Origin of the sequence: Streptomyces sp. NPDC017202, from assembly GCF_044331705.1 — a bacterium.
Classification (GTDB): Bacteria; Actinomycetota; Actinomycetes; order Streptomycetales; family Streptomycetaceae; genus Streptomyces.
The window spans coordinates 260,905-284,632 of the sequence record NZ_JBIRNP010000008.1 but is presented as its reverse complement, the minus strand read 5'-3'; the positions used below and the strand labels follow the sequence as shown (position 1 = coordinate 284,632).

General features: G+C 74.9%; 19 protein-coding genes. 13 read left to right on the top strand and 6 right to left on the bottom strand.

Annotated features, from left to right (window positions below; all coding sequences use genetic code 11):
* Positions 1–45: 45 nt before the first annotated feature.
* The 6 genes from ACH4N1_RS18555 to ACH4N1_RS18530 all read left to right on the top strand — a co-directional run bounded on the left by ACH4N1_RS18555 (position 46) and on the right by ACH4N1_RS18530 (position 8,798).
* Positions 46–1,527, top strand: a complete 1,482-nt coding sequence (locus tag ACH4N1_RS18555) for a sensor histidine kinase (protein WP_398098369.1) — start codon at positions 46–48, stop codon at positions 1,525–1,527.
* A gap of 548 nt (positions 1,528–2,075) precedes the next feature.
* The gene (locus tag ACH4N1_RS18550; protein WP_398098289.1) at positions 2,076–2,990 is read left to right on the top strand and encodes a universal stress protein; all 915 of its coding nucleotides are present in this window, start codon (positions 2,076–2,078) and stop codon (positions 2,988–2,990) included.
* Positions 2,991–3,415: 425 nt separating this feature from the next.
* Positions 3,416–4,318: a universal stress protein gene (locus ACH4N1_RS18545; protein WP_398098287.1), complete on the top strand. Its 903-nt coding sequence runs from the start codon at positions 3,416–3,418 to the stop codon at positions 4,316–4,318.
* A gap of 72 nt (positions 4,319–4,390) precedes the next feature.
* The gene (locus ACH4N1_RS18540; protein ID WP_398098284.1) at positions 4,391–5,236 is read left to right on the top strand and encodes an oxygenase MpaB family protein; all 846 of its coding nucleotides are present in this window, start codon (positions 4,391–4,393) and stop codon (positions 5,234–5,236) included.
* 153 nt (positions 5,237–5,389) lie between these two features.
* A complete protein-coding gene (locus ACH4N1_RS18535; RefSeq protein WP_398098282.1) occupies positions 5,390–6,967 on the top strand; it encodes a phytoene desaturase family protein in 1,578 nt (525 codons plus the stop codon).
* Positions 6,968–7,298: 331 nt separating this feature from the next.
* Positions 7,299–8,798, top strand: a complete 1,500-nt coding sequence (locus tag ACH4N1_RS18530) for an acyl-CoA synthetase (protein WP_398098281.1) — start codon at positions 7,299–7,301, stop codon at positions 8,796–8,798.
* 29 nt (positions 8,799–8,827) lie between these two features.
* Here the strand turns inward: ACH4N1_RS18530 and paaK are convergent, their stop codons facing one another.
* Positions 8,828–10,126, bottom strand: coding sequence for a phenylacetate--CoA ligase PaaK (paaK, locus tag ACH4N1_RS18525; protein WP_398098279.1), 1,299 nt, complete (start codon positions 10,124–10,126; stop codon positions 8,828–8,830).
* A 167-nt stretch (positions 10,127–10,293) separates the two neighbouring features.
* Here paaK and ACH4N1_RS18520 point away from each other — a divergent pair, with 167 nt between their 5' ends.
* The 5 genes from ACH4N1_RS18520 (at position 10,294) to ACH4N1_RS18500 (ending at position 14,116) form a co-directional block, all read left to right on the top strand.
* Entirely contained in the window at positions 10,294–11,175 is an 882-nt protein-coding gene (locus ACH4N1_RS18520) for an alpha/beta fold hydrolase (RefSeq protein ID WP_398098278.1), read from the top strand.
* Between the two features lie 283 nt (positions 11,176–11,458).
* Positions 11,459–11,701, top strand: a complete 243-nt coding sequence (locus ACH4N1_RS18515; RefSeq protein WP_363089433.1) for a DUF397 domain-containing protein — start codon at positions 11,459–11,461, stop codon at positions 11,699–11,701.
* A 266-nt stretch (positions 11,702–11,967) separates the two neighbouring features.
* Positions 11,968–12,867 (top strand): universal stress protein, encoded by a 900-nt coding sequence (locus ACH4N1_RS18510; protein ID WP_398098277.1) that lies wholly within the window; start codon positions 11,968–11,970, stop codon positions 12,865–12,867.
* A gap of 42 nt (positions 12,868–12,909) precedes the next feature.
* A complete protein-coding gene (locus ACH4N1_RS18505; RefSeq protein ID WP_398098275.1) occupies positions 12,910–13,509 on the top strand; it encodes a CGNR zinc finger domain-containing protein in 600 nt (199 codons plus the stop codon).
* A gap of 109 nt (positions 13,510–13,618) precedes the next feature.
* Complete coding sequence (locus tag ACH4N1_RS18500; RefSeq protein WP_382793438.1) at positions 13,619–14,116, top strand: hypothetical protein; 498 nt, start codon at positions 13,619–13,621, stop codon at positions 14,114–14,116.
* Between the two features lie 6 nt (positions 14,117–14,122).
* Here ACH4N1_RS18500 and ACH4N1_RS18495 read toward each other — a convergent pair whose 3' ends face one another.
* Together ACH4N1_RS18495 and ACH4N1_RS18490 are read right to left on the bottom strand one after the other, a co-directional pair.
* Positions 14,123–16,084 (bottom strand): N-acetylmuramoyl-L-alanine amidase, encoded by a 1,962-nt coding sequence (locus ACH4N1_RS18495; protein ID WP_398098274.1) that lies wholly within the window; start codon positions 16,082–16,084, stop codon positions 14,123–14,125.
* Positions 16,085–16,348: 264 nt separating this feature from the next.
* A complete protein-coding gene (locus tag ACH4N1_RS18490; RefSeq protein WP_398098273.1) occupies positions 16,349–17,491 on the bottom strand; it encodes an aminoglycoside phosphotransferase family protein in 1,143 nt (380 codons plus the stop codon).
* 232 nt (positions 17,492–17,723) lie between these two features.
* On the opposite strand from ACH4N1_RS18490, the gene ACH4N1_RS18485 reads away from it, so the two are divergent.
* The gene (locus tag ACH4N1_RS18485; protein WP_398098271.1) at positions 17,724–19,220 is read left to right on the top strand and encodes a hypothetical protein; all 1,497 of its coding nucleotides are present in this window, start codon (positions 17,724–17,726) and stop codon (positions 19,218–19,220) included.
* A 35-nt stretch (positions 19,221–19,255) separates the two neighbouring features.
* On the opposite strand, the gene ACH4N1_RS18480 is transcribed toward ACH4N1_RS18485, so the two are convergent.
* Positions 19,256–20,623: a SpoIIE family protein phosphatase gene (locus tag ACH4N1_RS18480; protein WP_398098270.1), complete on the bottom strand. Its 1,368-nt coding sequence runs from the start codon at positions 20,621–20,623 to the stop codon at positions 19,256–19,258.
* A gap of 416 nt (positions 20,624–21,039) precedes the next feature.
* Here ACH4N1_RS18480 and ACH4N1_RS18475 point away from each other — a divergent pair, with 416 nt between their 5' ends.
* Positions 21,040–21,462 (top strand): SsgA family sporulation/cell division regulator, encoded by a 423-nt coding sequence (locus tag ACH4N1_RS18475; RefSeq protein WP_398098268.1) that lies wholly within the window; start codon positions 21,040–21,042, stop codon positions 21,460–21,462.
* 12 nt (positions 21,463–21,474) lie between these two features.
* Here ACH4N1_RS18475 and ACH4N1_RS18470 read toward each other — a convergent pair whose 3' ends face one another.
* Together ACH4N1_RS18470 and ACH4N1_RS18465 are read right to left on the bottom strand one after the other, a co-directional pair.
* A complete protein-coding gene (locus tag ACH4N1_RS18470; RefSeq protein WP_398098266.1) occupies positions 21,475–22,497 on the bottom strand; it encodes a Gfo/Idh/MocA family protein in 1,023 nt (340 codons plus the stop codon).
* Between the two features lie 58 nt (positions 22,498–22,555).
* Positions 22,556–23,650, bottom strand: coding sequence for a chemotaxis protein (locus tag ACH4N1_RS18465; protein ID WP_398098265.1), 1,095 nt, complete (start codon positions 23,648–23,650; stop codon positions 22,556–22,558).
* Positions 23,651–23,728: the final 78 nt, after the last annotated feature.

The window sequence follows — 23,728 nt, the reverse complement described above, 5'->3', positions numbered from 1 at the left end:
CGGGACTCCGCACGCCGGCCGCGCCCGCGCGGGACGGCGCGGCGGCTGCCGCGTCCGCCCTGGCCGCACACGCTGCGGGCGCGGCTCACCGCCGGACTCGTCGTGCTGCTCGCCGTCAGCTGCGCGGCCGTCGGGGTGGCGGCGGTGCTGGAGCTGAACGGCTTCCTCACCGGCCGTCTCGACCAGCAGCTGCGGGATGCGGGACCGCGCTTCCCGGCCAGCCTGGAGCACGTCGGGACACGGCCCTCGGACCACGACGGCGACGAGGACGGCGACGGCGACACCCGCCGTCAGACCGTCGGAACCTTCGGGGCCCGGCTCGTCGGGGACACGGTCACCAACGCCGCGGTGGTGGCGTCCGGCGGCCGTACCGGCACGGTGAACGTGTCGCTCGGGGCACGCGACAGCCACCGGCTGGCCGGGCTGCCGGCCGACGGCGACGGGCACACGACCGAGCTCTCCTCCCTGGGCGAGTACCGTCTGATGGCGTTCCGGGGCGTGGACGGCGACGTCCTGGTCACCGGGCTCCCCATGGAGCCCGTGGAGGCCACCGTCCACCGGCTGGAACTGGTCGCCGCGGTCGTCTTCGGCGCGGCACTGGTCGTCACCGGCTTCGCCGGGGCCCTGTGGGTGCGCTGGTCGCTGCGACCGCTCAGCCGGGTGGCCGCGACCGCCACCCGGGTCAGCCGGCTTCCGCTGTCCAGCGGCGAGGTGGGGCTCTGGCCGCGCGCGCCCGAGGCCGACCCGCGCAGTGAGGTGGGCCGGGTCGCCGACGCCTTCAACACCATGCTCGGCCACGTCGAGGACGCGCTGACCAAACGGCAGGCGAGCGAGGAGCGGCTGCGCAGTTTCGCCGCCGACGCCAGCCACGAACTGCGCACGCCCGTGGCGACGGTCCGCGGCCACGCGGAGCTGGCGCTGCTGCACCCCGGTCCGGTGCCGCCGAAGGTGGTGCGGGCCCTGGAGCGCATCGAGGCCGAGGCGGCCCGCATGGGCGAGATGGTCGACGACCTGCTGCTGCTCGCCCGCCTCGACGCCGGCCGTCCCCTGGAGCGCCTGCCCGTCGACCTGACCCGGCTGGTCCTGGACGCGGTGACCGACGCGCAGGCCGCGGGTCCCGGACACCGCTGGACGCTGGAACTGTCCGAGGAACCGGTGACGGTGACGGGCGACGCCCACCGCCTCCACCAGGTACTGGCCAACCTGCTGGCCAACGCGCGCCTGCACACACCCGTCGGCACCACGATCACCGTCTCGGTGGAGACCGACGGCACGACGGCGGAGCTGAAGGTCCACGACGACGGCCCCGGCGTCCCCGAGGACGTCCGCCCCCGGGTCTTCGAGCGCTTCACCCACGGGGAGCGCCGCCGTACGGAAGACGCACCGGGCGGCACCGGCACCGGCCTCGGCCTGTCGATCGTGGCCGCCGTCACGGAGGCCCACGGCGGCGGCGTCACCCTCGACAGCGTCCCGGGGGCGACCACCTTCACCGTACGGCTCCCGGCCCGGCCGGCGGCGGCCGACTAGCCCGTGACGGACGGCCGGACACCGGTCGGCGGTCCCGAGGGGTGGCCCTCCCGGACCCGGCCCGGCCCCCTCGGCTCGTGCGGCGACTCCACGGCCGCCCTCACCGTCCGCAAGCCCACCCCGTACCTCCGCTGCACGGCCCGGTTCGACGTCCCCGCCCGGACATCACGGCGGATCGCCGCGTACAGATCGACCCTGGTCCTCGCCGGCACCGGCGCCCCCTCACCACGCAGAGCAGTCCCGGAGTCCACCCGCAAGCACCCAAGTGGTGCCAAAACTCGGCGATATCACTCTCCGCCGACACCGGGCGGTGGCGCCGCCCGCCGACCACCGGTGTCAGGGCCCGGCGATGGAGCCAGGCTGCCGAGCCGCCGCCCGCACGGGCCGCGGCCACCCGTACCGCACCGGCCGCGGCCGGACGGCCGCCGCGCGGGGGGAGCCCCGGTGAGGCGTCGGGGCCGTTCGGCTCCCGACGGGGACCTCCGGCCCTGCCGGCCCGCGCGCGTGGCCCGCCAGACTGGGGACGCACCCCTGAAGGAGGTCCGCACATGCCCGCCATCACCGTCGGTCTCGACGGCTCGCCCGAAAGCCTCGCCGCCGCCGACTGGGCCGCTCGCGAGGCGGCACAACGAGAGACGCCCCTGTGCCTCCTGCACGCCGGGGAACCGCCGCGCCCCCTCTACGCGCCGCTCGCGGGTCTTCCGGCCCCGGGCGTGCTCGACGAGCAACGCGCGTGGGCGACCCGGCTGCTGAGCGAGACCGCCTCCCGGCTGGTGGAGCGCCACCCCGGCCTGCGGATCACCACCCGGCAGACCGAGGACCCGGTGGTCCCCGCCCTGCTGGCGGCCGAGGAGGACACCGAACTGCTGGTCCTCGGGTCCCGGCGCCTCGGCACGGTGTCGGGTTTCCTGGTCGGCTCCGTCGCCCTCGCCACGGTGGCGCGTGCGGAACGCCCCGTCGTCCTCGTACGGGCCGACGGCCACCCCGAGGACGAGCACCTGCCGGACGCCACGGGCGCCGGCGCGACCACCACCCCCTACCGCGAGGTCGTGCTGGGGCTGGACCCGCGGAACCCCGCCGACGCCATCGTCGAGTTCGCCTTCGAGGCCGCCCGGCGTCGCGCGGCAGGCCTGCGGGTGGTCCACGGCTGGAACCCGGCGGTCGACCAGGGCTACGGCGCCGTCCCGGAACCGGGACCCGACGCCGAGCCGACGGAAGAGGAACGGCACGGACTCGGCGACGTCCTGCGGCCCTGGCAGGACAAGTTCCCGGGTGTGGAGGTGCGGGAGCAGGCCGTCATCGGCGGCGCCGGCCGTCACCTCGTGCACGCGTCGAGGGACGCGTCCCTGGTCGTCGTCGGACGCAGGAGGCGCCGGGCACCGGTCGGCGGGCGCATCGGTCCGGTGACCCACGCGGTGCTGCAGCACGCCTCCGCGCCGGTGGCGGTGGTCCCGCACGACTGACCCGCGGCGGCGGGCGGCCCCGGCGGACCGCCCACGCCGGCGCGGGACGCCCCGGCCCTCCGGGAACCCGGAAGCCCGGGAACCCGGACGCGGTGGGCCGGACGCGACGGGCCGGGCGAGGGGGTAGGCCCACCGCGTTCCCGCACGCCGTGCGACCGCCACCCGACCGGCGGCGTTTCCGGTTCCCGGTCCCCGTGAGCCGCCGGCCGGCTCCGTCCTCCTCCACCCGCGCTCGCCCGGCACGAACCGAGGCCCCTGCACACCGGCCTGACGGGAAGTCACATGAAACGTGTCGTCACTGAAGACGGCGTGTCACGGAAAAGGGCCGGACGGCCCCCCGGCGGGGACCGGGCAGCCTCTGCCGCCGCACCGCCCGCCACGCGACGCTGGCACCGTAAGACAGAGCGAATGTGGGAGGTGCGGAGATGCTTCTGCCCGTGACCGCCGGAGTCGACGGATCCGCCGAGAGTCTGGCCGCCACCGCGTGGGCGGCCCGCGAGGCCGCCCGGCGGGACCGGCCACTGCACCTGGTGCACGCCCTGGCCTGGCACCCCCGGAACCAGGACGGCGACAGCACGGGCGCCGCCCGGCGCCATCTCGCCCGGCGCGCACTGCGACAGGCGGAGGAACGGGCCCGCGCCGAACGCCCCGGAGTGCGCCTCACCGACGAGCAGCTGGAGGGCCCGGCCACCGCCGCCCTGCTCAAGGCCGCGGACCGGTCCGGCCTGTTGGTCCTCGGCTCCCGCGGGCTGAGCGGTTTCACCGGGTTCCTCGTCGGCTCCGTCGCGCTCGGCGTGGTCGCCAGGGCCGCGTGCCCCGTCGTCCTCGTGCGGGCGGACGAGGAGGCGGCGGACGAACACCTGCCGGCCGGCGACGGAGGCGCCTCCACGGACACCGGACACCGGGACGTCGTGCTCGCCGTCGACCTCGGCGAAGCCTGCGACGAGGTCGTCGAGTTCGCCTTCGAGGCGGCCCGGCTCCGCAACGCGCGCCTGCGCGCCGTGCACGCCTGGCACACGGCCGGCCCGGTCGGCCTCGGCGCCGGCGACATCGGCCTGGTGCGGGAGTCCCGGCAGGGCGAGGAATGGCTGGGCGTCCTCAAGGCGGCGCTCCAGGTGTGGCGCGACAAGTACCCCGAGGTGGAGGTCCTGGAGACGGTGGTGGAGGACAGGCCGTCGAGCGCGCTCGTGAGGGCGGCGACCGGAGCGGGGCTCCTCGTCGTCGGCCACCGCGTCGCCGAACGCCCGGTCGGCCCCCGCACCGGGCCCGTCACGCACGCCGTGATCCACCACGTCGGCTGCCCGGTGGCCGTCGTCCCGCACGCCTGAGGGGAGCGCCCGCACCGGATTCGGCCGGTCCGGACGGTGGCGTCGGCCGCCGAGCCCGGCCACACTGCCGGTATGAGCGCCGACCCCGGCTTGTACGGCCCGGCCAGCGTGACGTGGCAGGCGCACGGCGATCCCATGATGTGGGTCGCCGGGATCCGCGCGCTCCACCTCCAGGCGCTGCACCCGCGCGCCGTACGCGGCGTCCTGCAGAACTCCGACTTCCGCCGCGACGCCTGGGGACGCCTCATGCGCACCGCGGACTTCGTCGGCACCACCACCTACGGCACCGCCGAGGAGGCCGAGAAGGCCGGGGCCCGGGTCCGCCGGATCCACCGCCTGCTGTCCGCGAACGACCCGGACACCGGGGAGCGGTACGGCATCGACGACCCCGCACTGCTGCTGTGGGTGCACTGCGCCGAGATCGACTCCTACCTGCACGTCCTGCGCCGCTCCGGCTACCCCCTCACCGACGCGGACGCCGACCGCTACCTCGCCGAACACCGGGTCGCGGCCCGCCTGGTGGGCCTCGACCCCGACGCCGTACCCGCCGACAGGGCGTCGATGGACGCCTACTTCGAGAAGGTGCGGCCCGAACTCGCCGCCGGGGACGACGCGCACGCGGTGGACGACTTCCTGCGCCGCCCGCCCGTGCACCCCCTGCTCGTCCCGGCCCGCGCCGTGCTGTGGCGGCACGTGGCGGACCTGGCGTACGGCTCCCTGCCGCCGTACGCGCACGAGCTGTACGGCCGCGCGGCCCCGCCGCCCGCGACCGTCACCCGGCGGTTGCGGGCCACGGGCGCCGTCCTGCGCGCCGTTCCTGCACGTCTGCGGTGGCGGCTGCCGCCCCGGCACATCCTGCGGGCCGTGGCACGGCTCGGCCCCGAGGCGCGCCCGGCGCCGTACGGAGCCGCACGGTAGGCAGGGTCTCCGGAAGCCCTCAGTGGCTTCGAGGGGCCGTCGGAGAGGCGGACCACCGCCGGCCCCCGCTCGCGGTGACCGGCCGGGAAGCGGTGCCGCGCCGGTGACGGTCCGCCTCTGGCCGGTCCCGATCGCCCCGTGTTACGAAGAACCATGCCTGCACACGAGGGAGACCCCGGACGTCGCTCCTACGACGTCGTCATCGTCGGCGGCGGTCACAACGGACTGGTCGCCGCCGCCTATCTGGCGCGGGCCGGGCGCTCCGTGCTGGTGCTGGAGCGGCTGGACCACACCGGGGGCGCCGCCGTCTCCACCCGGCCGTTCGCCGGCGTGGACGCCCGGCTGTCGCGCTACTCGTACCTGGTCAGCCTGCTGCCGCCGAAGATCGTGCGGGATCTCGGGCTGGACTTCCGGGTCCGGGGGCGCACCGTCTCCTCGTACACGCCCGTGGAGCGTGACGGGCGGCCGACCGGGCTGCTCGTGGGCGGCGGCGAGGCACGCACCCGCGAGGCGTTCGCGCGGCTGACCGGCGGTGAACGGGAGTACGCGGCCTGGCGGCGCTTCTACGGCATGACCGGGCGCCTCGCCGAACGCGTCTTCCCGACGCTCACCGAACCGCTGCCCACCCGCGAGGAACTGCGCCGTCGCGTCGACGACGAGGAGGCCTGGCGGATGCTCTTCGAGGAGCCCGTCGGCGTCGCCGTCGAGGAGCACTTCGCGGACGACCTGGTGCGGGGCGTGGTCCTGACGGACGCGCTGATCGGCACCTTCGCCGACGCCCACGACACCTCCCTCAAGCAGAACCGCTGTTTCCTCTACCACGTGATCGGCGGCGGCACCGGCGCCTGGGACGTGCCCGTCGGAGGGATGGGGGCGCTCACCGACGCCCTGGCCGACGCCGCCCGGAGCGCGGGCGCCGTCCTCGCCACCGGCCACGAGGCCGTCCGGATCGACACCGACGGCCGCACCGCCGAGGTCGTCCACCGCACCGCCGACGGCGAGAGCGTCACCGCAGCCCGCCACGTCCTCGTCAACGCCTCCCCGCAGGCGCTCGCCGCCCTCACCGCGGACACTCCGCCGGCCCCCGCCGAGGGCGCCCAGCTCAAGGTGAACATGCTGCTGAGACGGCTGCCCCGGCTCCGCGACACCTCCGTCGACCCGCGCGAGGCCTTCGCCGGCACCTTCCACGTCGCCGAGGGCTACGCCCAACTGGCCGCCGCCCACGCCCAGGCCGCGGCCGGCGGCCTGCCCACCGCCCCGCCGTCGGAGATCTACTGCCACTCCCTGACCGACCCGACGATCCTCGGCCCGGACCTGGCCCGGCGGGGCTGCCAGACGCTCACCCTGTTCGGCCTGCACACCCCCGCCCGGCTGTTCGAACGGGACAACGACGCCGTACGCGAGGAACTGCTCGAAGCCACCATCGCCCAACTGGACGCGCACCTCGCCGAGCCGCTCGCCGACTGCCTGGCCACCGACGCCGACGGGCGCCCCTGCATCGAGGCGAGGACCCCGCTGGACCTGGAGCGCGACCTCGGGCTGCCCGGCGGCCACATCTTCCACCGCGACCTGGCCTGGCCGCACGCCCGGGACGGCGTCGGCCGCTGGGGCGTCGAGACCGCGCACGCCAACGTGCTGCTGTGCGGCGCCGGCGCGGTGCGCGGGGGAGGGGTCAGCGGGGTGCCGGGGCACAACGCGGCGATGGCCGTCCTGGAGGACCTCGCCGGATGAGGCCCCGCCGAGCGGAACCCTCCGTACGGCGGGACCCGCTCCCGGAGCCGCCCTTCAGGCCCGCAGGCCCCCGTCCACCCGCAGCACCGCCCCGGTGACGCGGGACGCGCGGTCGCCCACTCGACGGCACCGACCGCGGCCGGCGGGTCGTCATCCGCGCGGCCGCCCCCGGCTCCCCTCGGAGGAGGCGCCGCGGCCGCTGTCCGTGATCGGCGCCCGGCGGACGGACACCGCCCGCCGCCCGGCGGACGGGACGCCGCCCTCCGGGCGCGGGGACGCCCCCGCTCCGCCGGCTTGACCTGTCCCGGCGGCCCGCCGAGGATCATGTGCCATGACGCCCGGACACGGCAGCACCGTCGACGGGGTGCTGCGCCGCAGCGCCCGACGCACTCCCGCACGCGTCGCGGTGGAGTACCGCGACCGCACCTGGACCTACGGAGAACTCGACGAGGCGGTCTCCCGCGCGGCGAGCGCCCTGCTCGGCCGGGGCCTCGCCCCCGGCGACCGGGTGGGCGCCTACGGCCACAACTCCGACGCCTACCTCATCGCGTTCCTGGCCTGCGCCCGCGCCGGCCTGGTCCACGTCCCCGTCAACCAGAACCTCACCGGCGACGACCTCGCCTACATCGTCGGCCAGTCGGGCAGCGCCCTGGTCCTCGCCGACCCCGGTCTCGCCGGCCGGCTCCCCGACGGCGTGCCGACCCTGCCGCTGCGCGACGCCGACGACTCGCTCCTCGCCCTGCTGGCGGCCGCCCCCGCCCACGACGGCCCCGAACCGCGCGCCGAGGACCTGGTCCAGCTCCTCTACACCTCCGGTACGACGGCCCTTCCCAAGGGCGCGATGATGACGCACCGCGCCCTGGTCCACGAGTACCTCAGCGCGATCACCGCCCTCGACCTGAGCGCCGGCGACCGCCCCGCGCACGCGCTGCCCCTCTACCACTCGGCGCAGATGCACGTGTTCCTGCTCCCGTACCTCGCGGTGGGCGCCACCAACCTCATCCTCGACGCACCCGACGGCGACCACCTGTTCGACCTGATCGAGGCGGGCCGCGTCGACAGCGTCTTCGCCCCGCCCACCGTGTGGATCGGCCTGGCCAACCGGCCGGACTTCGCCACCCGCGACCTCGGCGGGCTGCGCAAGGCGTACTACGGGGCGTCGGTCATGCCGGTGCCGGTCCTGGAACGGCTGCGCGAGCGCCTGCCGAAGCTCGCCTTCTACAACTGCTTCGGGCAGAGCGAGATCGGCCCCCTCGCCACCGTCCTGGCCCCCGACGAGCACAAGGGCCGCATGGACTCCTGCGGGCGCACCGTCCTGTTCGTGGACGCGCGCGTGGTCGACGCGAACGGCGAGGACGTGCCCGACGGCACGCCGGGCGAGATCGTCTACCGTTCCCCGCAGTTGTGTGAGGGCTACTGGGACAAGCCCGAGGAGACCGCCGAGGCCTTCCGCGACGGCTGGTTCCACTCCGGTGACCTCGCCGTCCGGGACGCCCACGGCTACTTCACGATCGTCGACCGGGTGAAGGACGTCATCAACTCCGGCGGTGTGCTGGTCGCCTCGCGGCAGGTCGAGGACGCCCTCTACACGCACGCGGCCGTCGCCGAGGCCGCCGTGATCGGCCTGCCCGACGAGAGGTGGATCGAGGCCGTCACCGCGGTCGTCGTCCCCCGCGGCGAGGTCACGGAGGGCGAACTCGTCGCCCACGCCCGCGAGAAGCTCGCCGCGTTCAAGGCGCCCAAGCGGGTGCTGTTCGTGGACGGACTGCCGCGCAACGCCAGCGGGAAGATCCTCAAGCGGGAGCTGCGCGACCGCTTCTCCGGCGCGTAGCGCGTCGCCCCGAGCGCCCCCGGCCGCCGCTACCCGCGCGGGCGCAGGTCGACGATCCGGCGGATCTTGCCCACCGACCGCTCCAGCGACTCCGGGTCCACGACCTCGACGGCGACCGAGACCCCGACACCGTCCTTCACGGCCGCGGCGATCGAACGGGCGGCCGTGTCGCGGTCCCGGGGCGAGGCGTCGGGGCGGGCCTCCGCGCGGACCGTGAGGGCGTCGAGGCGCCCCTCGCGGGTCAGCCGCAGCTGGAAGTGCGGGGCGACTCCGGGGGTGCGCAGCACGATCTCCTCGATCTGGGTGGGGAAGAGGTTCACCCCGCGCAGGATCACCATGTCGTCACTGCGGCCGGTCACCTTCCGCATCCGCCGGAACCGCCGTGCCGTGCCCGGCAGCAGCCGGGTCAGGTCCCGCGTCCGGTACCGGATCACGGGCATCGCCTCCTTGGTGAGCGAGGTGAACACCAGCTCGCCCTCCTCGCCCTCCGGCAGCACCTCGCCGGTGAACGGGTCGACGATCTCCGGGTAGAAGTGGTCCTCCCAGATGTGCAGCCCGTCCTTGGTCTCCACGCACTCCTGGGCGACGCCGGGGCCGATCACCTCCGACAGCCCGTATATGTCGACCGCGTCGATCGCGAACCGCTCCTCGATCTCCCGGCGCATCTCCTCCGTCCACGGCTCGGCGCCGAAGATCCCCACCCGCAGGGAGGTGCCGCGGGGATCGACGCCCTGCCGCTCGAACTCGTCCAGGAGGGTGAGCATGTAGGACGGGGTCACCATGATGATCCCCGGCTTCAGGTCCTGGATCAGCTGGACCTGACGTGCCGTCATGCCGCCGGACGCGGGGACGACCGTGCAGCCGAGCCGTTCGGCGCCGTAGTGGGCGCCCAGGCCGCCGGTGAACAGGCCGTAGCCGTAGGCCACGTGGACCGTGTCGCCGGGGCGCCCGCCCGCCGCCCGGATCGAGCGGGCCACCATGTCCGCCCACAGGGACAGGTCGTTCTCCGTGTACCCGACGACGGTGGGACGGCCGGTGGTGCCGCTGGAGGCGTGGATGCGGCGGATCCGCTCGCGCGGCACCGCGAACATCCCGTACGGGTAGTTCTCGCGCAGGTCCGCCTTGGTGGTGAAGGGGAACCGGGACAGGTCGGCGAGTTCGCGGCAGTCGTCGGGGTGGACGCCCGCCTTGTCGAACGCGTCCCGGTAGAACGGCACATGGGCGTACGCGTACCGCAACGAGGCGCGCATCCGGTCCAGTTGCAGCGCGCGCAGCGCGTCCAGGCCGAGCCGTTCGCCCTCGTCCAGCGGATCCCTCGCAGCCACCACGGACGCCTCCTCGCCAACCGTGCCGATCCGGACGACCGATCATTCGGTCGACGCCTCACGGGCCATTGATCCAGACGCACGCCGGTGAGGCAAGAGGCCGGGCCGTACTTTCGGGAGCCCGGAGAACGCCGTTGCGCCCGGACCCGACCGGCCCCGAGGATCGCGGCATGCCGATCTTCACCGCACCCGACGGAACCCCGCTCGCCCACCACGTCCGGGGCGAGGGCGAGCCCCTCGTCGTCCTGCCCGGCGGGCCCATGCGGGCCTCGGAGTACCTCGGCGACCTCGGTGGCCTCACCGCCCACCGCCGCCTGGTCCTGCTCGACCTGCGCGGCACCGGCGACTCCTCGGTTCCGGCGGACCCGGCGACGTACCGCTGCGACCGCCAGGTCGAGGACGTGGAGGCGCTCCGGATCCATCTGGGCCTCGAACGGATGGACCTCCTGGCGCACTCGGCGGGCGGCAGCCTCGCCATGCTCTACGCGGCCCGCCACCCCCGGCGCGTGGCCCGGCTCGTCCTCGTCACCGCCGCCCCCTGGGCCCTGGGCCGGCCGGCCGGTCCCGAGGAGCGGCTGGCGGCGGCGCGGCTGCGTCAGGACGAGCCGTGGTTCACGACGGCCTTCCCCGCGTTCGAGGCCTGGACGGCCGGCGGGGAGGACACCGGCTTCACGGCCGTCGACCTCACGGCTGTCGACGCCTTCTTCTACGGCCGCTGGGACGACACCGCCCGCGCCCACGCGGCCGCCGCGGACGGGCAGACCAACGAGGAGGCGGAGGCCCGTTTCCACGACCCGGCCGCCTACGACCCACCCGCCCTGCGGGCCGCCCTGGGGTGTGTCGACGCCCCGGTGCTGGTGCTCGCGGGCGAACTGGACGGCGGCCCCCGTCCGGAAGTGGCCCGGCTCGTCGCCGACGCCTTCCCGAACGCCGACTTCGCCGTGCAGCCCGGCGCCGCCCACTACCCGTGGCTGGACGACCCGGCCTGGTTCACCGCCCGCGTCGAGGCCTTCCTGGCCGGCGGCGGGTCACCTCCGGCCGCGGCGGGGTAGCCCGGGGGCGGCGGGCCGACCCGCGCGGGTCCCCGTGCGGCATCCCGAGGAAGGTCCCGGCCGCTGTCGCGGGGCCGTTGCGGCGGCGACCGACCGGGGGAGCACCGGGTGGGACGGGGCCCGCGGGGTCCCCGGGCACATCCACGGCGGGCCGCGGTTCTTCGCCACGCGGCTCACGGGACGGCGCCGCCGCCGTCCCGAAAGGTCCCCCTCGCGTGCTCTGTCGGCACCGGGGACCGGTCGCTAGGCTGGCCGCGGACGACGAACCGGGAGGAGCACGGACGTGGCCGAGAGCACGATCCAGCAGCAGCCGCTCGCGAGCTGGGACAAGCCGGAGCTGGACCTCAGCAACGCCGAGTGGCAGTCCAGCAGCCGGGGCCGGGGTGATGTCCAGATCGCCTTCGTCGAGGGATTCGTCGCGATGCGCAACAGCGGCCGTCCCGAGAGCCCTTCCCTGATCTTCACGCCCGCCGAGTGGGGCGCGTTCGTCTCGGGGGCACGCGAGGGGGAGTTCGACCTGACCTGAGACCCGCCGACCGCGCCCGTCGGCCGACCGCTCCGGTCCACCGGGTCCGACGGCCCGCCGAGCCCGTCGGCCCGCCCACCCCACGGGACGGGCCGTCCCGCGGGCCGCCGCGCCCGGCCTGGCGGCCGGATCACCACCGCGGCGGGCCGAACCGGCGGTGTCGTCCCTCATTTTCCGGACACGCGACCGGGGAGAGCCTGCCGGAGCCGTTGCCTGAGCCAGGCTGGCCCCAGCAGGACGACGCTCGTCTCCCGGAGGTGAGGACCATGAGCACGCTGCCGGTCGCCGTGGCGGTCGACGGTTCCGAGGACAGCCGGCGGGCCCTCGACTGGGCCGTGGACGCCGCACGTCGGCGCCGGACGGCACTGCGCGTCTGCCACGTCCGCCACTACGCCGCGTGGACGCAGCCCGGCGTACCCATGACCCTGCCCCCGCCCCCGGACGAGGACCCCGTCCTCGGCGACGCGCGCGCCCGGCTGGAGAAGACCGCGGACGGCACGGACGTGGAGTACGTCGGTCTCGACGGGGCGCCGGGCGCGCTGCTGCCCGAACTGGGCGCCGAGGCCGAACTGCTCGTGCTCGGGTCCCGGGGGCGGGGCGGTTTCCGGAGCCTGCTGCTCGGCTCCAACAGCATGACCGCCGCCCGCGACGCCGAGTGCCCCGTCGTGATCGTGCCCCGGCCCGGCCGCGAGGTGGACGGCCCTTCGCCCGGTCCCGGCCCGCGGGTCGTCGTCGGGCTCAACGTGGACAGCCCCGACGACGCCGCCCTCGCCCTCGCCTTCACCGAGGCCGCCCTGCGGGACGCCCGCCTCCAGGTGGTCGCCGCCTATCCCTGGCCCGTCCAGACCTGGGCCGCCCCCGGCGAACTCCTCCCGACCGACATCGACCAGGGCGCCGTCGAACGCGAGATCCGCACCCTCACCGATGGCTTCCTCGCCGCGCACCGGCAGCGCCATCCCGAGGTCCGCGTGGAGCCGTACCCGGCCCCCGGCGACGCGGCCGGCCACCTCGTCGCCGCCTCCCGGGACGCCGAGCTGGTCGTGGTGGGCCGCCACCGCCGGCGCCTGCTGGCGCCCGCCCGCATGCTGGGCTCCGTCACCCACGCCGTCCTGCTGCACGCGGCGAGCCCGGTGGCGGTGGTGCCACCGACGCCCGCGGAGGAATGAGGCGCCCCGGCCGGTGGCCGCACGCGGCCTATCATCGGCCGCATGCAGGACGCGCTCCCCGCCGACAGCCGCCTCGCCCTCGACCTCGCACTGACCGTCCGGCACGACGGTCACGGCGGGGTCGCCGACGACCTCACCGACCCCGCGGGACTCACCGCCTGGATCCGCGCCCACGCCGACGTTCTTCCGGTCGCCCCGGACCACACCGCCGACGCCCGGGACCTCGCCGCCGTCCGCGACCTGCGCGCCGCCGTCCGCGCCCTCTTCGCGCACGCCGTACGCCCCGGCGCGCCGAGCCCCGCCGACGCGGCCCGCCTGCTGTCCGTGGCCGAAGCCCTGGACCGCCTCAACACGGCCGCCGCCCGCCTGCCCACCGTCCCCGTCCTGCACTGGACCGACGGCGCCGCCCCGCGCGTCGGCCGGCGGCCCCTGCCGGGCGGCCACGACCTCGGCGCCGCCCTCGCACAAGCCGTGATCGCCTTCCTGGCCGGCCCGGACCGGCAGCGCCTGCGCGCCTGCCACGCCCCGCGCTGCGTCCGCTACTTCCTCAAGGACCACCCGCGCCAGGAGTGGTGCAGGCCGTCCTGCGGGAACCGCGCCCGAGTGGCCCGCCACCACGAACGCCACAAGCAGGCCTCGTAGCCCGAGCAGCCCGGAAGGCCCCGCCCCCCCCGACGAGAGCCGCGCGACCGCCCCGGACGGGTGACCGCCCGCAGGACGCCGACGGCCCCCGTACCCGTACCATGGCCCCATGTCGTTCCTCCGCCGCCGCAGTGCCACGCCCGCCGGGCCCGACTTCGACGTCCTGGCCATGGATCCGGGTGACTGGCCCGGCAACCTCGGCGCCGGCCTGCTGCCCGCCCCCGACGGCACGTGCCAGGGCGTCTTCCTGCGCTACGACCTCTTCGGCGGCCGCGGCCCCGCGATGATCATCGGCAACCTTCCCGAGGGCTCGCCGGCCCGCGAGGTCGACCGGGGCGAGGTCCCCTTCGAGGTGGCCCAACTGCTGCTCGCGCTGGAGAACGAGGAGGAGGTGACCGTCGTCGGCACCGAGGACATGCCGGTGATGCAGGGCGACAACCTCCTCATCGTGCGCCGCCTCAAGCTCTCCGAGAGCCGCATCTCCTGCGTGCAGTTCGACCGCAGCGACAACGTCCTGGTGACCATCGCGGCCTGGGACCGCCCCATCACCGACGACCTGTACGCCCTGCTGAAGCCGCTCCCGGCGGAGCTTTTCCAGCAGGGCTGACCGGACCTACGGCTTCGCCAGCCGCACGTCCGCGGCCCGGACGAACGCCACCCGGTGCCCGTACTGGATCTCGTAGTACAGGTCCTCGCCGACGACCACCCGGTGCGAGTCGGCGGTGAAGTCGACCGCGTAGTAGTACTCGCCGGGCACCTCGTCACCGACCACGTACTTCTGTCCCGCCGGCAGCCGGTACGGCAGCGGCGACACCGACTGGACGGGCACGCCCGCCGGGTAGGCCGACGCCTCCGGGTAGGCGCGCCCGTAGACCGGCACGCTCTCCACACCGTCCTTCGCGGTCACCAGCAGCCCCTTCGCGGGCACGGCGGTCGGCTGCGCCGCGGGGTTGCGGAACCAGGCCTTCTGGCCCAGGTACCAGATCGCCGTCCAGTCGCCGAAACGGTCGGCGACCGCGTACTGCTGGCCGGTGGAGACCCGTGAGGAGAGGTCGTTCACGCCCGTCGTCGGGGTCGTGCCCAGGCCGGCGTCCGTGATCAGGGCGGAGTTCTCGTCGTGGTCGGAGTACAGCCGCACCGCGCTCGACCCGTGCGCCGCGCACGGCTCGCCCTTCGCCGTGCAGCCCGTGTACACCGGCCGGTTGGCGGAGTAGTCCGGCAGGATCGTCACCACCCCGGCGTTCTTGCCGGCCGTGGCCCCGAAGGGCCGGCCCAGCAGCTCGAAGTAGTGCCGCCAGTCCCAGTACGGCCCCGGGTCGGTGTGCATGCCCGGCACGGTCGCCGCGGTCGGGCCGGGCACGGTGTCGTGCCCCAGGATGTGCTGCCGGTCCAGCGGAATGCCGTACTTCTTCGCCAGGTACCTCACCAGGCGTGCCGACGACCGGTACATCGCCTCCGTGTACCAGGAGTCCGGGGAGGTGAGGAAGCCCTCGTGCTCCAGGCCGATCGACGTGGCGTTGACGTACCAGTTGCCCGCGTGCCAGGCCACGTCCTTCGCCTTCACGTGCTGGGCGATGTGGCCGTCGGTGGAGCGCAGCGAGTACTGCCAGGACACGTAGGTGGGGTCCTGGACCAGGTCCAGGACCCCTTCCCAGCCGCCCTCGGTGTCGTGCACGACGATGTACTTGACCGACTGCGCCGCCGGGCGGTCCCCCAGGTCGTGGTTGCCGTAGTCGTTGTCGCCGAACTGCTCGTACGGCGCCGGGATCCACTCGCAGGAGACCGACCGCGGGCACTCGGTGCCCGCCGCGGACGCCGCGCGCAGGCCGGCCCGCCGCAGCTGCCCCGTGTCGGGCGCCAGTTCCGGCCGCGCGGCCAGCGCCACCCGCTGGCCGGCGTCCGTGGTCCGTTCCTGTCCGGTGCGGATCACCTCGTACACGTCGTTCGCGTACGTGGCGGCCGTCGCGGTGTCGTCGGCGCCGGAGAAGCGGGCCACGGCGCCGTACCAGTCCGCCGGATCGTCGGTCAGCGGCTCGCCCAGGTCCCGCTGTGCGGCGGCGAGCAGGGCGGCGCCGCCGGCCACGTTGGCGGCCGGGTCGGTGCGCAGTTCGCCGGGGCTCAGACCGGTCAGCTCCGCGGCCTCGGGGAGCGTCCTGAGACGGGCCGGGATCGCGGTGCCGGCCGGGAGCGGCGCCCTCGGGCGCAGGGCGGCGCGGGCGTCGTCGCCGCGCGGGTCCTCCGTGCCCTCGCTGTGGTGCGGGACTTCGGCCAGGGCGGTGCGGGCGTCCGTGAGGTGCATCGGACCGTAGCCGCCGGTCACGCTCGGCGCGCCGCCGTGCGCGTCCCAGCGGGACTGGAGGTAGGAGACGCCCAGCAGCACGCTCTGCGGCACGTCGTACTCGGCGGCCGCGGCGGCGAACGCCCGTTGCAGCCCCGTCGCCGACCGGTCCGCGGCGCCCGGTGAGTCCGGCGAGGGGGACGCGGCGAGCAGCGGGAACAGCAGAGCCGCCGAGGCGACGGCGCCGGCGGCTCTGCGGGTGCGTGCGGGCCTGGGGTGGGTGGGGGATCCTCGCAATGCGGCCTCCTGGGAAGAGCGGGCGGGGCGTGCGGGGCCGGGCGTGGCTCAGTGGTACCGGCTTGCCGACGATCCGTCAATCATGCCCACGGCGCAGCGATTTCCCATGTCAGTGAGGGTCGGGCGAGTTTCGTGGCGGGCGGCCCCGCCGCCTGCGGTCCGTCACCGGCGTACACCAGTGGCTCCGGCGCGAAGGCGGCCGGCACGCGAAGGTCCGTGGTGCGCCGCCGCTCCGGCGCACCACGGACCTTTCCCCCTCGCCGATCAGCGAGTGCCGACCGCCGCCCGGACGGCCCGGCGGGCCATCTGGCAGTCGTCGTGCAGCCGCCGCAGCAGCAACCGCTGCTCCTCGCCGGACGGCACGGCACCCGGGTGGGCCGCCCCCGGAGCCGCGGGGGCCGAGTCGTGCATCGAACGCTGCACGGCCATCTCGTAGGTGCGGATCTCCCGGGTCAGCACCAGCATCAGGTTGACCAGGAAGGCGTCGCGTGAGGCCGGGCCCGCCGACTGGGCGATCTGGCTGATCTGGCGGCGCGCCGCCGGCGCCTCACCGAGGACCGACCACAGGGTCGCCAGGTCGTAGCCCGGCAGGTACCAGCCCGCGTGCTCCCAGTCCACCAGCACGGGACCGGCCGGTGACAGGAGCATGTTGGACAGCAGGGCGTCGCCGTGGCAGAACTGCCCCATGCCCTGCCGGCCCGCGGTCGCCGCGATGCCGTGCAGCAGCTTCTGGAGGTCCCCCAGATCCCGGTCGGTCAGCAGGCCCAGCTCGTGGTACCGGGAGATGCGGGCCGCGTAGTCCAGCGGGGCGTCGAAGGTGCCGGCCGCGGGCCGCCAGGCGTTGAGCCGGCAGATCGCGCCGAGCGCCGCCCGGATGTCCGCGCGGGGCGGGGCCTCCACGGGATGCCGTTGCAGGGCCGCCACGCGTCCCGGCATCCGTTCGACGACGAGGGTGCAGTTGTCCGGGTCCGCCGCGATCAGCCTCGGCGCCCGCACAGGGGGGCGGTGCCGGACGAACGTGCGGTACGCAGCTATCTCGTGCCGGATCCGCTCGGCCCACGCGGGGGAGTGGTCCAGTAAACACTTGGCGACGGCCGTGCTGCGTCCGGTCGTGCCGACCAGGAGCACGGAGCGGCCGCTGCGGCGCAGTACCTGCACGGGGGTGAACTCCGGGCAGATCCGGTGCACCGACGCGATCGCCGTGCGCAGTTGGGCGCCCTGCGGGCCGGACAGGTCGAGCCTTCCGCTGAGGGGCTGCGTGCCGAGCCCCGCGGGGCGCCGGACGCCGCGGCCCGCGCCGAGCACGGGAGGTGCCGGCCGGGCGGGGTCGAGGTAGGGGCCGCCGCCGCCCGGGCGGGAGTGCAGCGACCGGGGCGGGGCGGACACGGAGGACGATGCTGTGTACATGGGCGAAACAGATCCCTTCGTGTGCCTGCGACAACGATGCGCGGCCCGGCCCGGCCTCCCGGGTGCACCCTGGGGAATGTCCCTCGGCGACCGGGTCGGGGTGGCGCACTCCTACCTGACACCTGTCGCCCAGTGGCACACCATCTGGCGCACCCTGGCGAACCCTGGCGAATAGTCGCCCGGCAACTTGCACGGGGCTACTGTCAACTCAGCCGAGAACCTGGGGGCTTACGTGAGCGGACAACCCAACACCCGCCTGGCGGACCTGTTCGGCCTGGCCGGCTGGTCCAAAGGGGAACTCGCGAGGCTGGTCAACCGGCAGGCGGCGGCCATGGGCCACCCCCAGCTGTCGACCGACACCTCCCGGGTGCGGCGGTGGATCGACATGGGAGAGATCCCGCGCGATCCCGTGCCGCGGGTGCTGGCGGCTCTGTTCACCGAGCGTCTCGGCCGTGTCGTGACCATCGAGGACCTCGGTCTGGTCCGGCACGGGCGTGCGGGGAAACGGCCACGCGACGGGAGTGCGCAGCATCCCGACGGCGTGCCGTGGGCGCCCGAACGGACTGCCGAGGTCCTCACCGAATTCACGGGAATGGACCTCATGCTCAACCGACGCGGCTTGGTGGGCGCGGGTGCCGCGCTCGCCGCGGGATCAGCACTCAGCAGTGCCATGTACGACTGGCTGCACACCGACCCCACCCTCTCCGTCGACGCTTCCGTCGTCGATCACCCCCTCCTGCACGCCGACTCCGCCGGGTTCGACCGTTATGAGGCCGCCCCCGTGGGGGCGGAGGAGGTCGACGAACTGGAACGCTCGGTGGAGGTGTTCCGGGCCTGGGACGCCGCCCGCGGCGGCGGACTCCAGCGCAAGGCCGTGGTGGGCCAGCTCAACGAGGTGGGCGGCATGCTCGCCTACCGCCACCCACCCCATCTCCAGCGGCGCCTGTGGGGCGTCGCCGCCAACCTCGCCGTGCTCGCGGGCTGGATGTCGCACGACGTCGGCCTGGAACCCACGGCCCAGAAGTACTTCGTGATCGCCGCCCATGCCGCGCGGGAGGGCGGCGACCGGCCCCGGGCGGGGGAGGCCCTCTCCAGGGCGGCCCGTCAGATGGTGCACATCGGCCGGCCCGACGAGGCCCTGGACCTCATGAAGCTCGCCCAGTCCGGCTCCGGTGACACGGTGCTGCCACGGACGCGGGCCATGTTCCACACCATCGAGGCCTGGGCCCAGGCCTCGATGGGCAAGGGGCAGGCCATGCGCCGCACGCTCGGGCAGGCGGAGGATCTGTTCGTCTCCGGCCGGATCGACGCGGAGACGCCGTCCTGGATGCAGACCTTCAAGGACGAGGATCTGTACGGGATGCAGGCCCTGGCCTATCGCACGCTCGCCGAGTTCGAGCCGGGGGCGGCCGTGCACGCCCAGTACTACGCGGAGAAGGCCCTCGCCCTGCGGGTCGACGGGCGGGAGCGGTCGAAGATCTTCGACCATCTGTCCATGGCCTCGGCCTGTTTCATCGCGGACGACCCCGAACAGGCCGACCGGTACGCGCGGCTGGCCCTGATGTCGATGGGGTCGAACTCCTCCCGGCGTACCTGGGACAGGCTGCGCGAGATGTACCGGCTCACCGCCGAGTACGCGAACTACCCGCGGATCAGCGAACTGCGCGAGGAGATCCGGCAGGCACTGCCGAAGCCGAGGGGAGGCAAGAACAACACCGGTCAGGCATAGATGAGTTGACGGTTATCGGTCTGTCGGTCTGTCGGTCACCGGGTGACCCGGGCGACGAGCAGGCAGGCGTCGTCCGCACGGCCGCCGTCGTCGCACTCCCGCGCGATCAGTCGTGCGCAGTCCTGTGCCGTGCGCAGGCCGGCGAGGCGCGGGGCCAGGTCCAGGAGGGGGTCCGGTCCGTCGGCGGGGGTCGGCCCGCCGGTGTGCAGCACGAGCACGTCACCCTCCTCCAGGGTCGCCTCGGCCTGCCCGGGGGCGGAACCCGGGCCGGTGCCGAGGAGGTCGCCGTCCGGTCCGTCCAGCCGGCGCCCCCTCCCGGCGCGGAACAGCAGCGGGGCGGGGTGTCCGGCCCGTGCCCACACCAGGGTGCGGGTGGCGGGGCGGTAGCGGCAGTACAGGGTGGAGCAACGGGCCGACGGGTCGGCGGCGCCCAGTAACTGGTCGAGCCAGGACAGCAGTTGGGCCGGACCGGCGCCGGACATCGCCATGCCGCGCAGGGCGCCGAGCGTCGTCGCCGGGGTGGCGGTGGCGTCCGGGCCGTGCCCGGTGAGCGCGCCGGTGCCCCACAGCGTGTCGCCGTCCGGCAGTTCCAGGACGTCGTACCAGGTGCCGTCGGCCGGTGAAGTCGGCGCGGCGGGCAGGTGCCGGGCGGCGAGGTCGAGCGCGCCGGTGGTGCGCGGGAGCCGCGGGGAGGCGTGCCGGGAAGACGGGGTGGCCTCCCGCGGCCCGGCCGCGGGCCGGTGCCCGGCCGGTGCCGGGTGCCGACGCAGGTGGAGCGAGTCACGGGTCGTGCCCACCGCGCGCCGGCCGCGGCGCAGTGCGCTCACGTCCCGCAGCACGGCCCACATCGAGGTGGTGCTGCCGCGGGCGTCGAGCACGGGCTCGCCCATCATGTGCACGGTCCTGACCTCGCCGTCCGGCCGGACGACCCGGAACTCGCCGTCGATGGGCTTCGCGTCGACGAGGCAGCCGGTGACCATGGCGGTCAGGCGCGGGCGGTCCTCCTCGAGGACGAGGGAGGGGAGTTCGTCGAGGGTGAGCGGCGGGGCGGCCGGGTCACGGCCGACGATGCCGTGCAGTTCCGGGGACCAGACGGCCTCGTCGGTCAGCAGGTTCCACTCCGCGCTGCCGACCCGGCCGAGCGGCGACTCACGCGGGGGAGGGGGCGGTGGGCCGTCCCGCAGTTGCGCCAGGTGCGCGTCGAGGTCCTGGAGTTGGTGCAGTGCCAGGTCGCACAGTGCGCGCTGCCAGCGCCCCCGCGGGTCGAAGGTGTCGTCCTGCGTGTCCTGCCGCACGGCGTCCACGTCGCCCATGAGCCGTCGCGTCTGCGTGATCAGCGCGTCGACCCGGCCGCGCCCGGGCGTCCGGGCGGCTGGGCGGTCCGCGGAGAGAGGGGACGGCATGACGCACTCCGATGGGGGACGGGACGGCCGGACTGACGAAGGGGCCGTTACGACTGTGGCACAGCCCGCGACGCTGTGTAAGGGATTTGGCAACACACGATCCGGTGATGCGTCCGGCATATGCCACAGTCTTCACGAGCAGCTCGGGGGGCGCCGATGACGTAGACCGTAGCCGGTGCGAGTCGTAGGCGGTGTACGTGACTTGAGTGACTTCCGGGGGGTGCCCGGAGGTGATCACTCGGGCGTTCGACGGTCGGGTGTTCCGTGTGGGAGGCAGGCAGACGGCGGCCGGCCGGGTAGCCGTGACGCAGGTCACAATAATTCACGCGGCTTTCCCGTAATGCGATCGGCCCCTGCGAGGTCCTACAAGCACCACGCCGGAAACGGCCGACCACTCACCGCTGCGGAGACCGCCCATGGAGCCCACCCACGTCACCGTCGAACAGCCCGCCCGCGCCCGGCTCGTCACCGGCGAGGAGCGGGATCTGCCCGTCCCGGTGACGCTCCGCTACACCTCCGCCGACCCGCTCGCCGTGCACCTCGACTTCCCGCCGGAGGTCTCCCTCCAGGGCGAGGCGGTCACCTGGACGTTCGGCCGCGCGCTGCTGGAGGAGGGGCTGGACGGACCCGCCGGCGGCGGTGACGTGCACATCTGGCCGTGCGGCCGGTCCCGGACGGTCGTGGAGTTCCACTCACCGTTCGGGCTCGCCCTGCTGCAGTTCGACACGGCCGCGCTGCGCCGCTTCCTGCTGCGCAGCTACGCCGTGGTCGCCGCGGGCCGGGAGGACGTCGGCGCGGCGGTCGACGAGAGTCTGCACGCCCTGCTCGGCAACGTGTGAGACCGCCCGGCGTCAGCCGTACAGGGCCGGGCGCGGGGCGAGGTCGACGGTCACGCGCGTGCCGTCCGTGCCGTTGCCGAGCGCCCGCACCCCGGCCTCGGCGACGACGGAGGCCGCGTAGCCGTCCCAGGCGGTCGGGCCGGTGACCCGGCCCCGCCGGGCGGCGTCGGCCCAGGCCTGCACCTCGCGGTCGTAGGCGTCGGCGAACCGGACGAGATAGTCCTGCGGCACGTCCGTGCCGGCCGAGCCGTGCGCGGTGACCAGCGGGCCGCGGTCGTCGCCGATGCGCGCGCTGCCCGCCTCGCACACGGCCTCGCAGCGCACCTGGTAGCCGAAGCCGCAGTTGACGAAGACCTCCACGTCGACCAGGGCGCCGCCGTCGGTCTCGAAGACCACGAACTGGGGGTCCAGCAGGCCCTGCGGGGCGCCGGACGACGGGCGGGGCCGCAGTACCGTGACCGCGGTCAGCTCCTGGCCGAGCAGCCAGCGCGCCGCGTCGATCTCGTGCGACACCGAGCTGTCGATCAGCATGGCGCTGGTGAAGCCGGGCGGCGAGGAGACGTTGCGGTGGGTGCAGTGCAGCATCAGGGGCCGGCCGAGCCGCCCGTCCTCCAGCAGCGCCCTGAGCCTGCGGTACTCGGCGTCGTAGCGCCGCATGAAACCGATCTGGGCGAGCCGCCGGCCGAGCCGGGCCTCCGCCTCCAGCACCCGCAGGGCCCCGGCCGGGTCCGGCACCATGGGCTTCTCGCACAGCACCGGAAGGCCGCGGGCGAACGCCGCCAGCAGCGCCTCCTCGTGCGCGGGACCCGGCGAGGCGATCAGGACGGCGTCCACGCCGGGCGCGTCCAGCGCGGCCTCGGCCGTGGTGTGCACCGAGACCCCCTCGACACCGGCGACGGCTTCCTCCGCACGGGCGGCGTCCGGATCGGCCACGGCGACGACCCTGGCACCGCTCACCACCCGGTCGAGCCGGCGTATGTGGTCGGCGCCCATGTGCCCGGCACCCAGCACCGCCACGCCCAGCAGTTCACCCACGTACGCGCTCCCTCCCGGCCGACGATCATGTGCAGCGTACGCCGACCGGGTGGGGGTTTCAGTAGCGCAGCACGCCCGCGATGCCGTCGGCGTCGGTCAGGGTGCCGTCCGGGACGAAGCGGACCTCGGCCCCCGTCTCCAGGCACTGCTCGACGATCTCGTCCACGATGTCGTCACGGGAGTCGAGGTCGGTGCTCTCGGCCGGGATCAGGTGGTCGCCGTCGTCGCGGACCGTGACGCTGTAGTTCTCCTCCACGGCGAGGAGGCGGACACGGCCCTCCCGGGCGTTCTGCCACAGCTCGTCGACCCCGGCGGCGAAGGTGCGCCGGCCGCGGGCGGTGTCCAGTTCCCGGGCCACGGCGGCGGTGTCCCGGCGGGCCTCGGCGTCGTGCACCGGGCGGACCGCCTCCCACACCGCCTCCGGGGTGGCGTGGGTGAGGCCCCCGTGCGGCACGTGCACGGCGTCGCGGGTGCCTCCGCCGATCTCGTCCAGGAGGGACAGCGCCGCCGTCTCGCCGGTGACGTAGAGCCGGCGCGGGGCCTCGCGCAGCAGCCGGCCCATGGCGGTGTCGGCCTCGCGCAGGAAGTGGCGGGTGCCCTCGTCGCGGAAGGTGCTCGGCAGGTCGCCGGTGCGTTCCATCCGCTCGGCGTCGAAGTTCTCCCGGTTCCTGACCAGCGGGAAGCCGTGGGAGTGCTCCTCGGTGACCCGGTCGACGCCGCCGCTCCACAGGGTGACGCGGTCGGCGGAGACCGACAGCACCCAGAACGGCCGCTCGGCGGCCTGCGCCGAGACGAGGTTGCGGGTGAGGAAGGTGTCCGAGAGGACGACGCGCTCCGGGACCGGGCGGGCCAGCGACCACACCTGGTGCTCGCCCGGTGCGGCGAAGATCACCAGGCCGTCCTCGGTGTACGTCAGGTCGACCTCCGCGAGGGCCCGGTCGAGGTGTTCCGCCACGTCCGCGCGCCGCTCCCGGGTGACCGCCGGATCGGCCTCGAGCTGCTTCTTGGCCTCGGCGACGACATTGCGCAGCCGTACCCGGTCCTGGCTGTTGTCGGGTTCGCGGCGATGCGTCGGCGTCAGCACGGACACCGCGGGATAGGGCCGCGGGCGGCGCAGTTCGGAGAGGGTCGCGGGGCTGAGTTCGTGCTCCATACGAGCACGATAGGGCCGAATCGGGTGTACGGCATTTGGGGCAGCGAAGCCGGACGAACGGTACGAGTGGACCGGGCT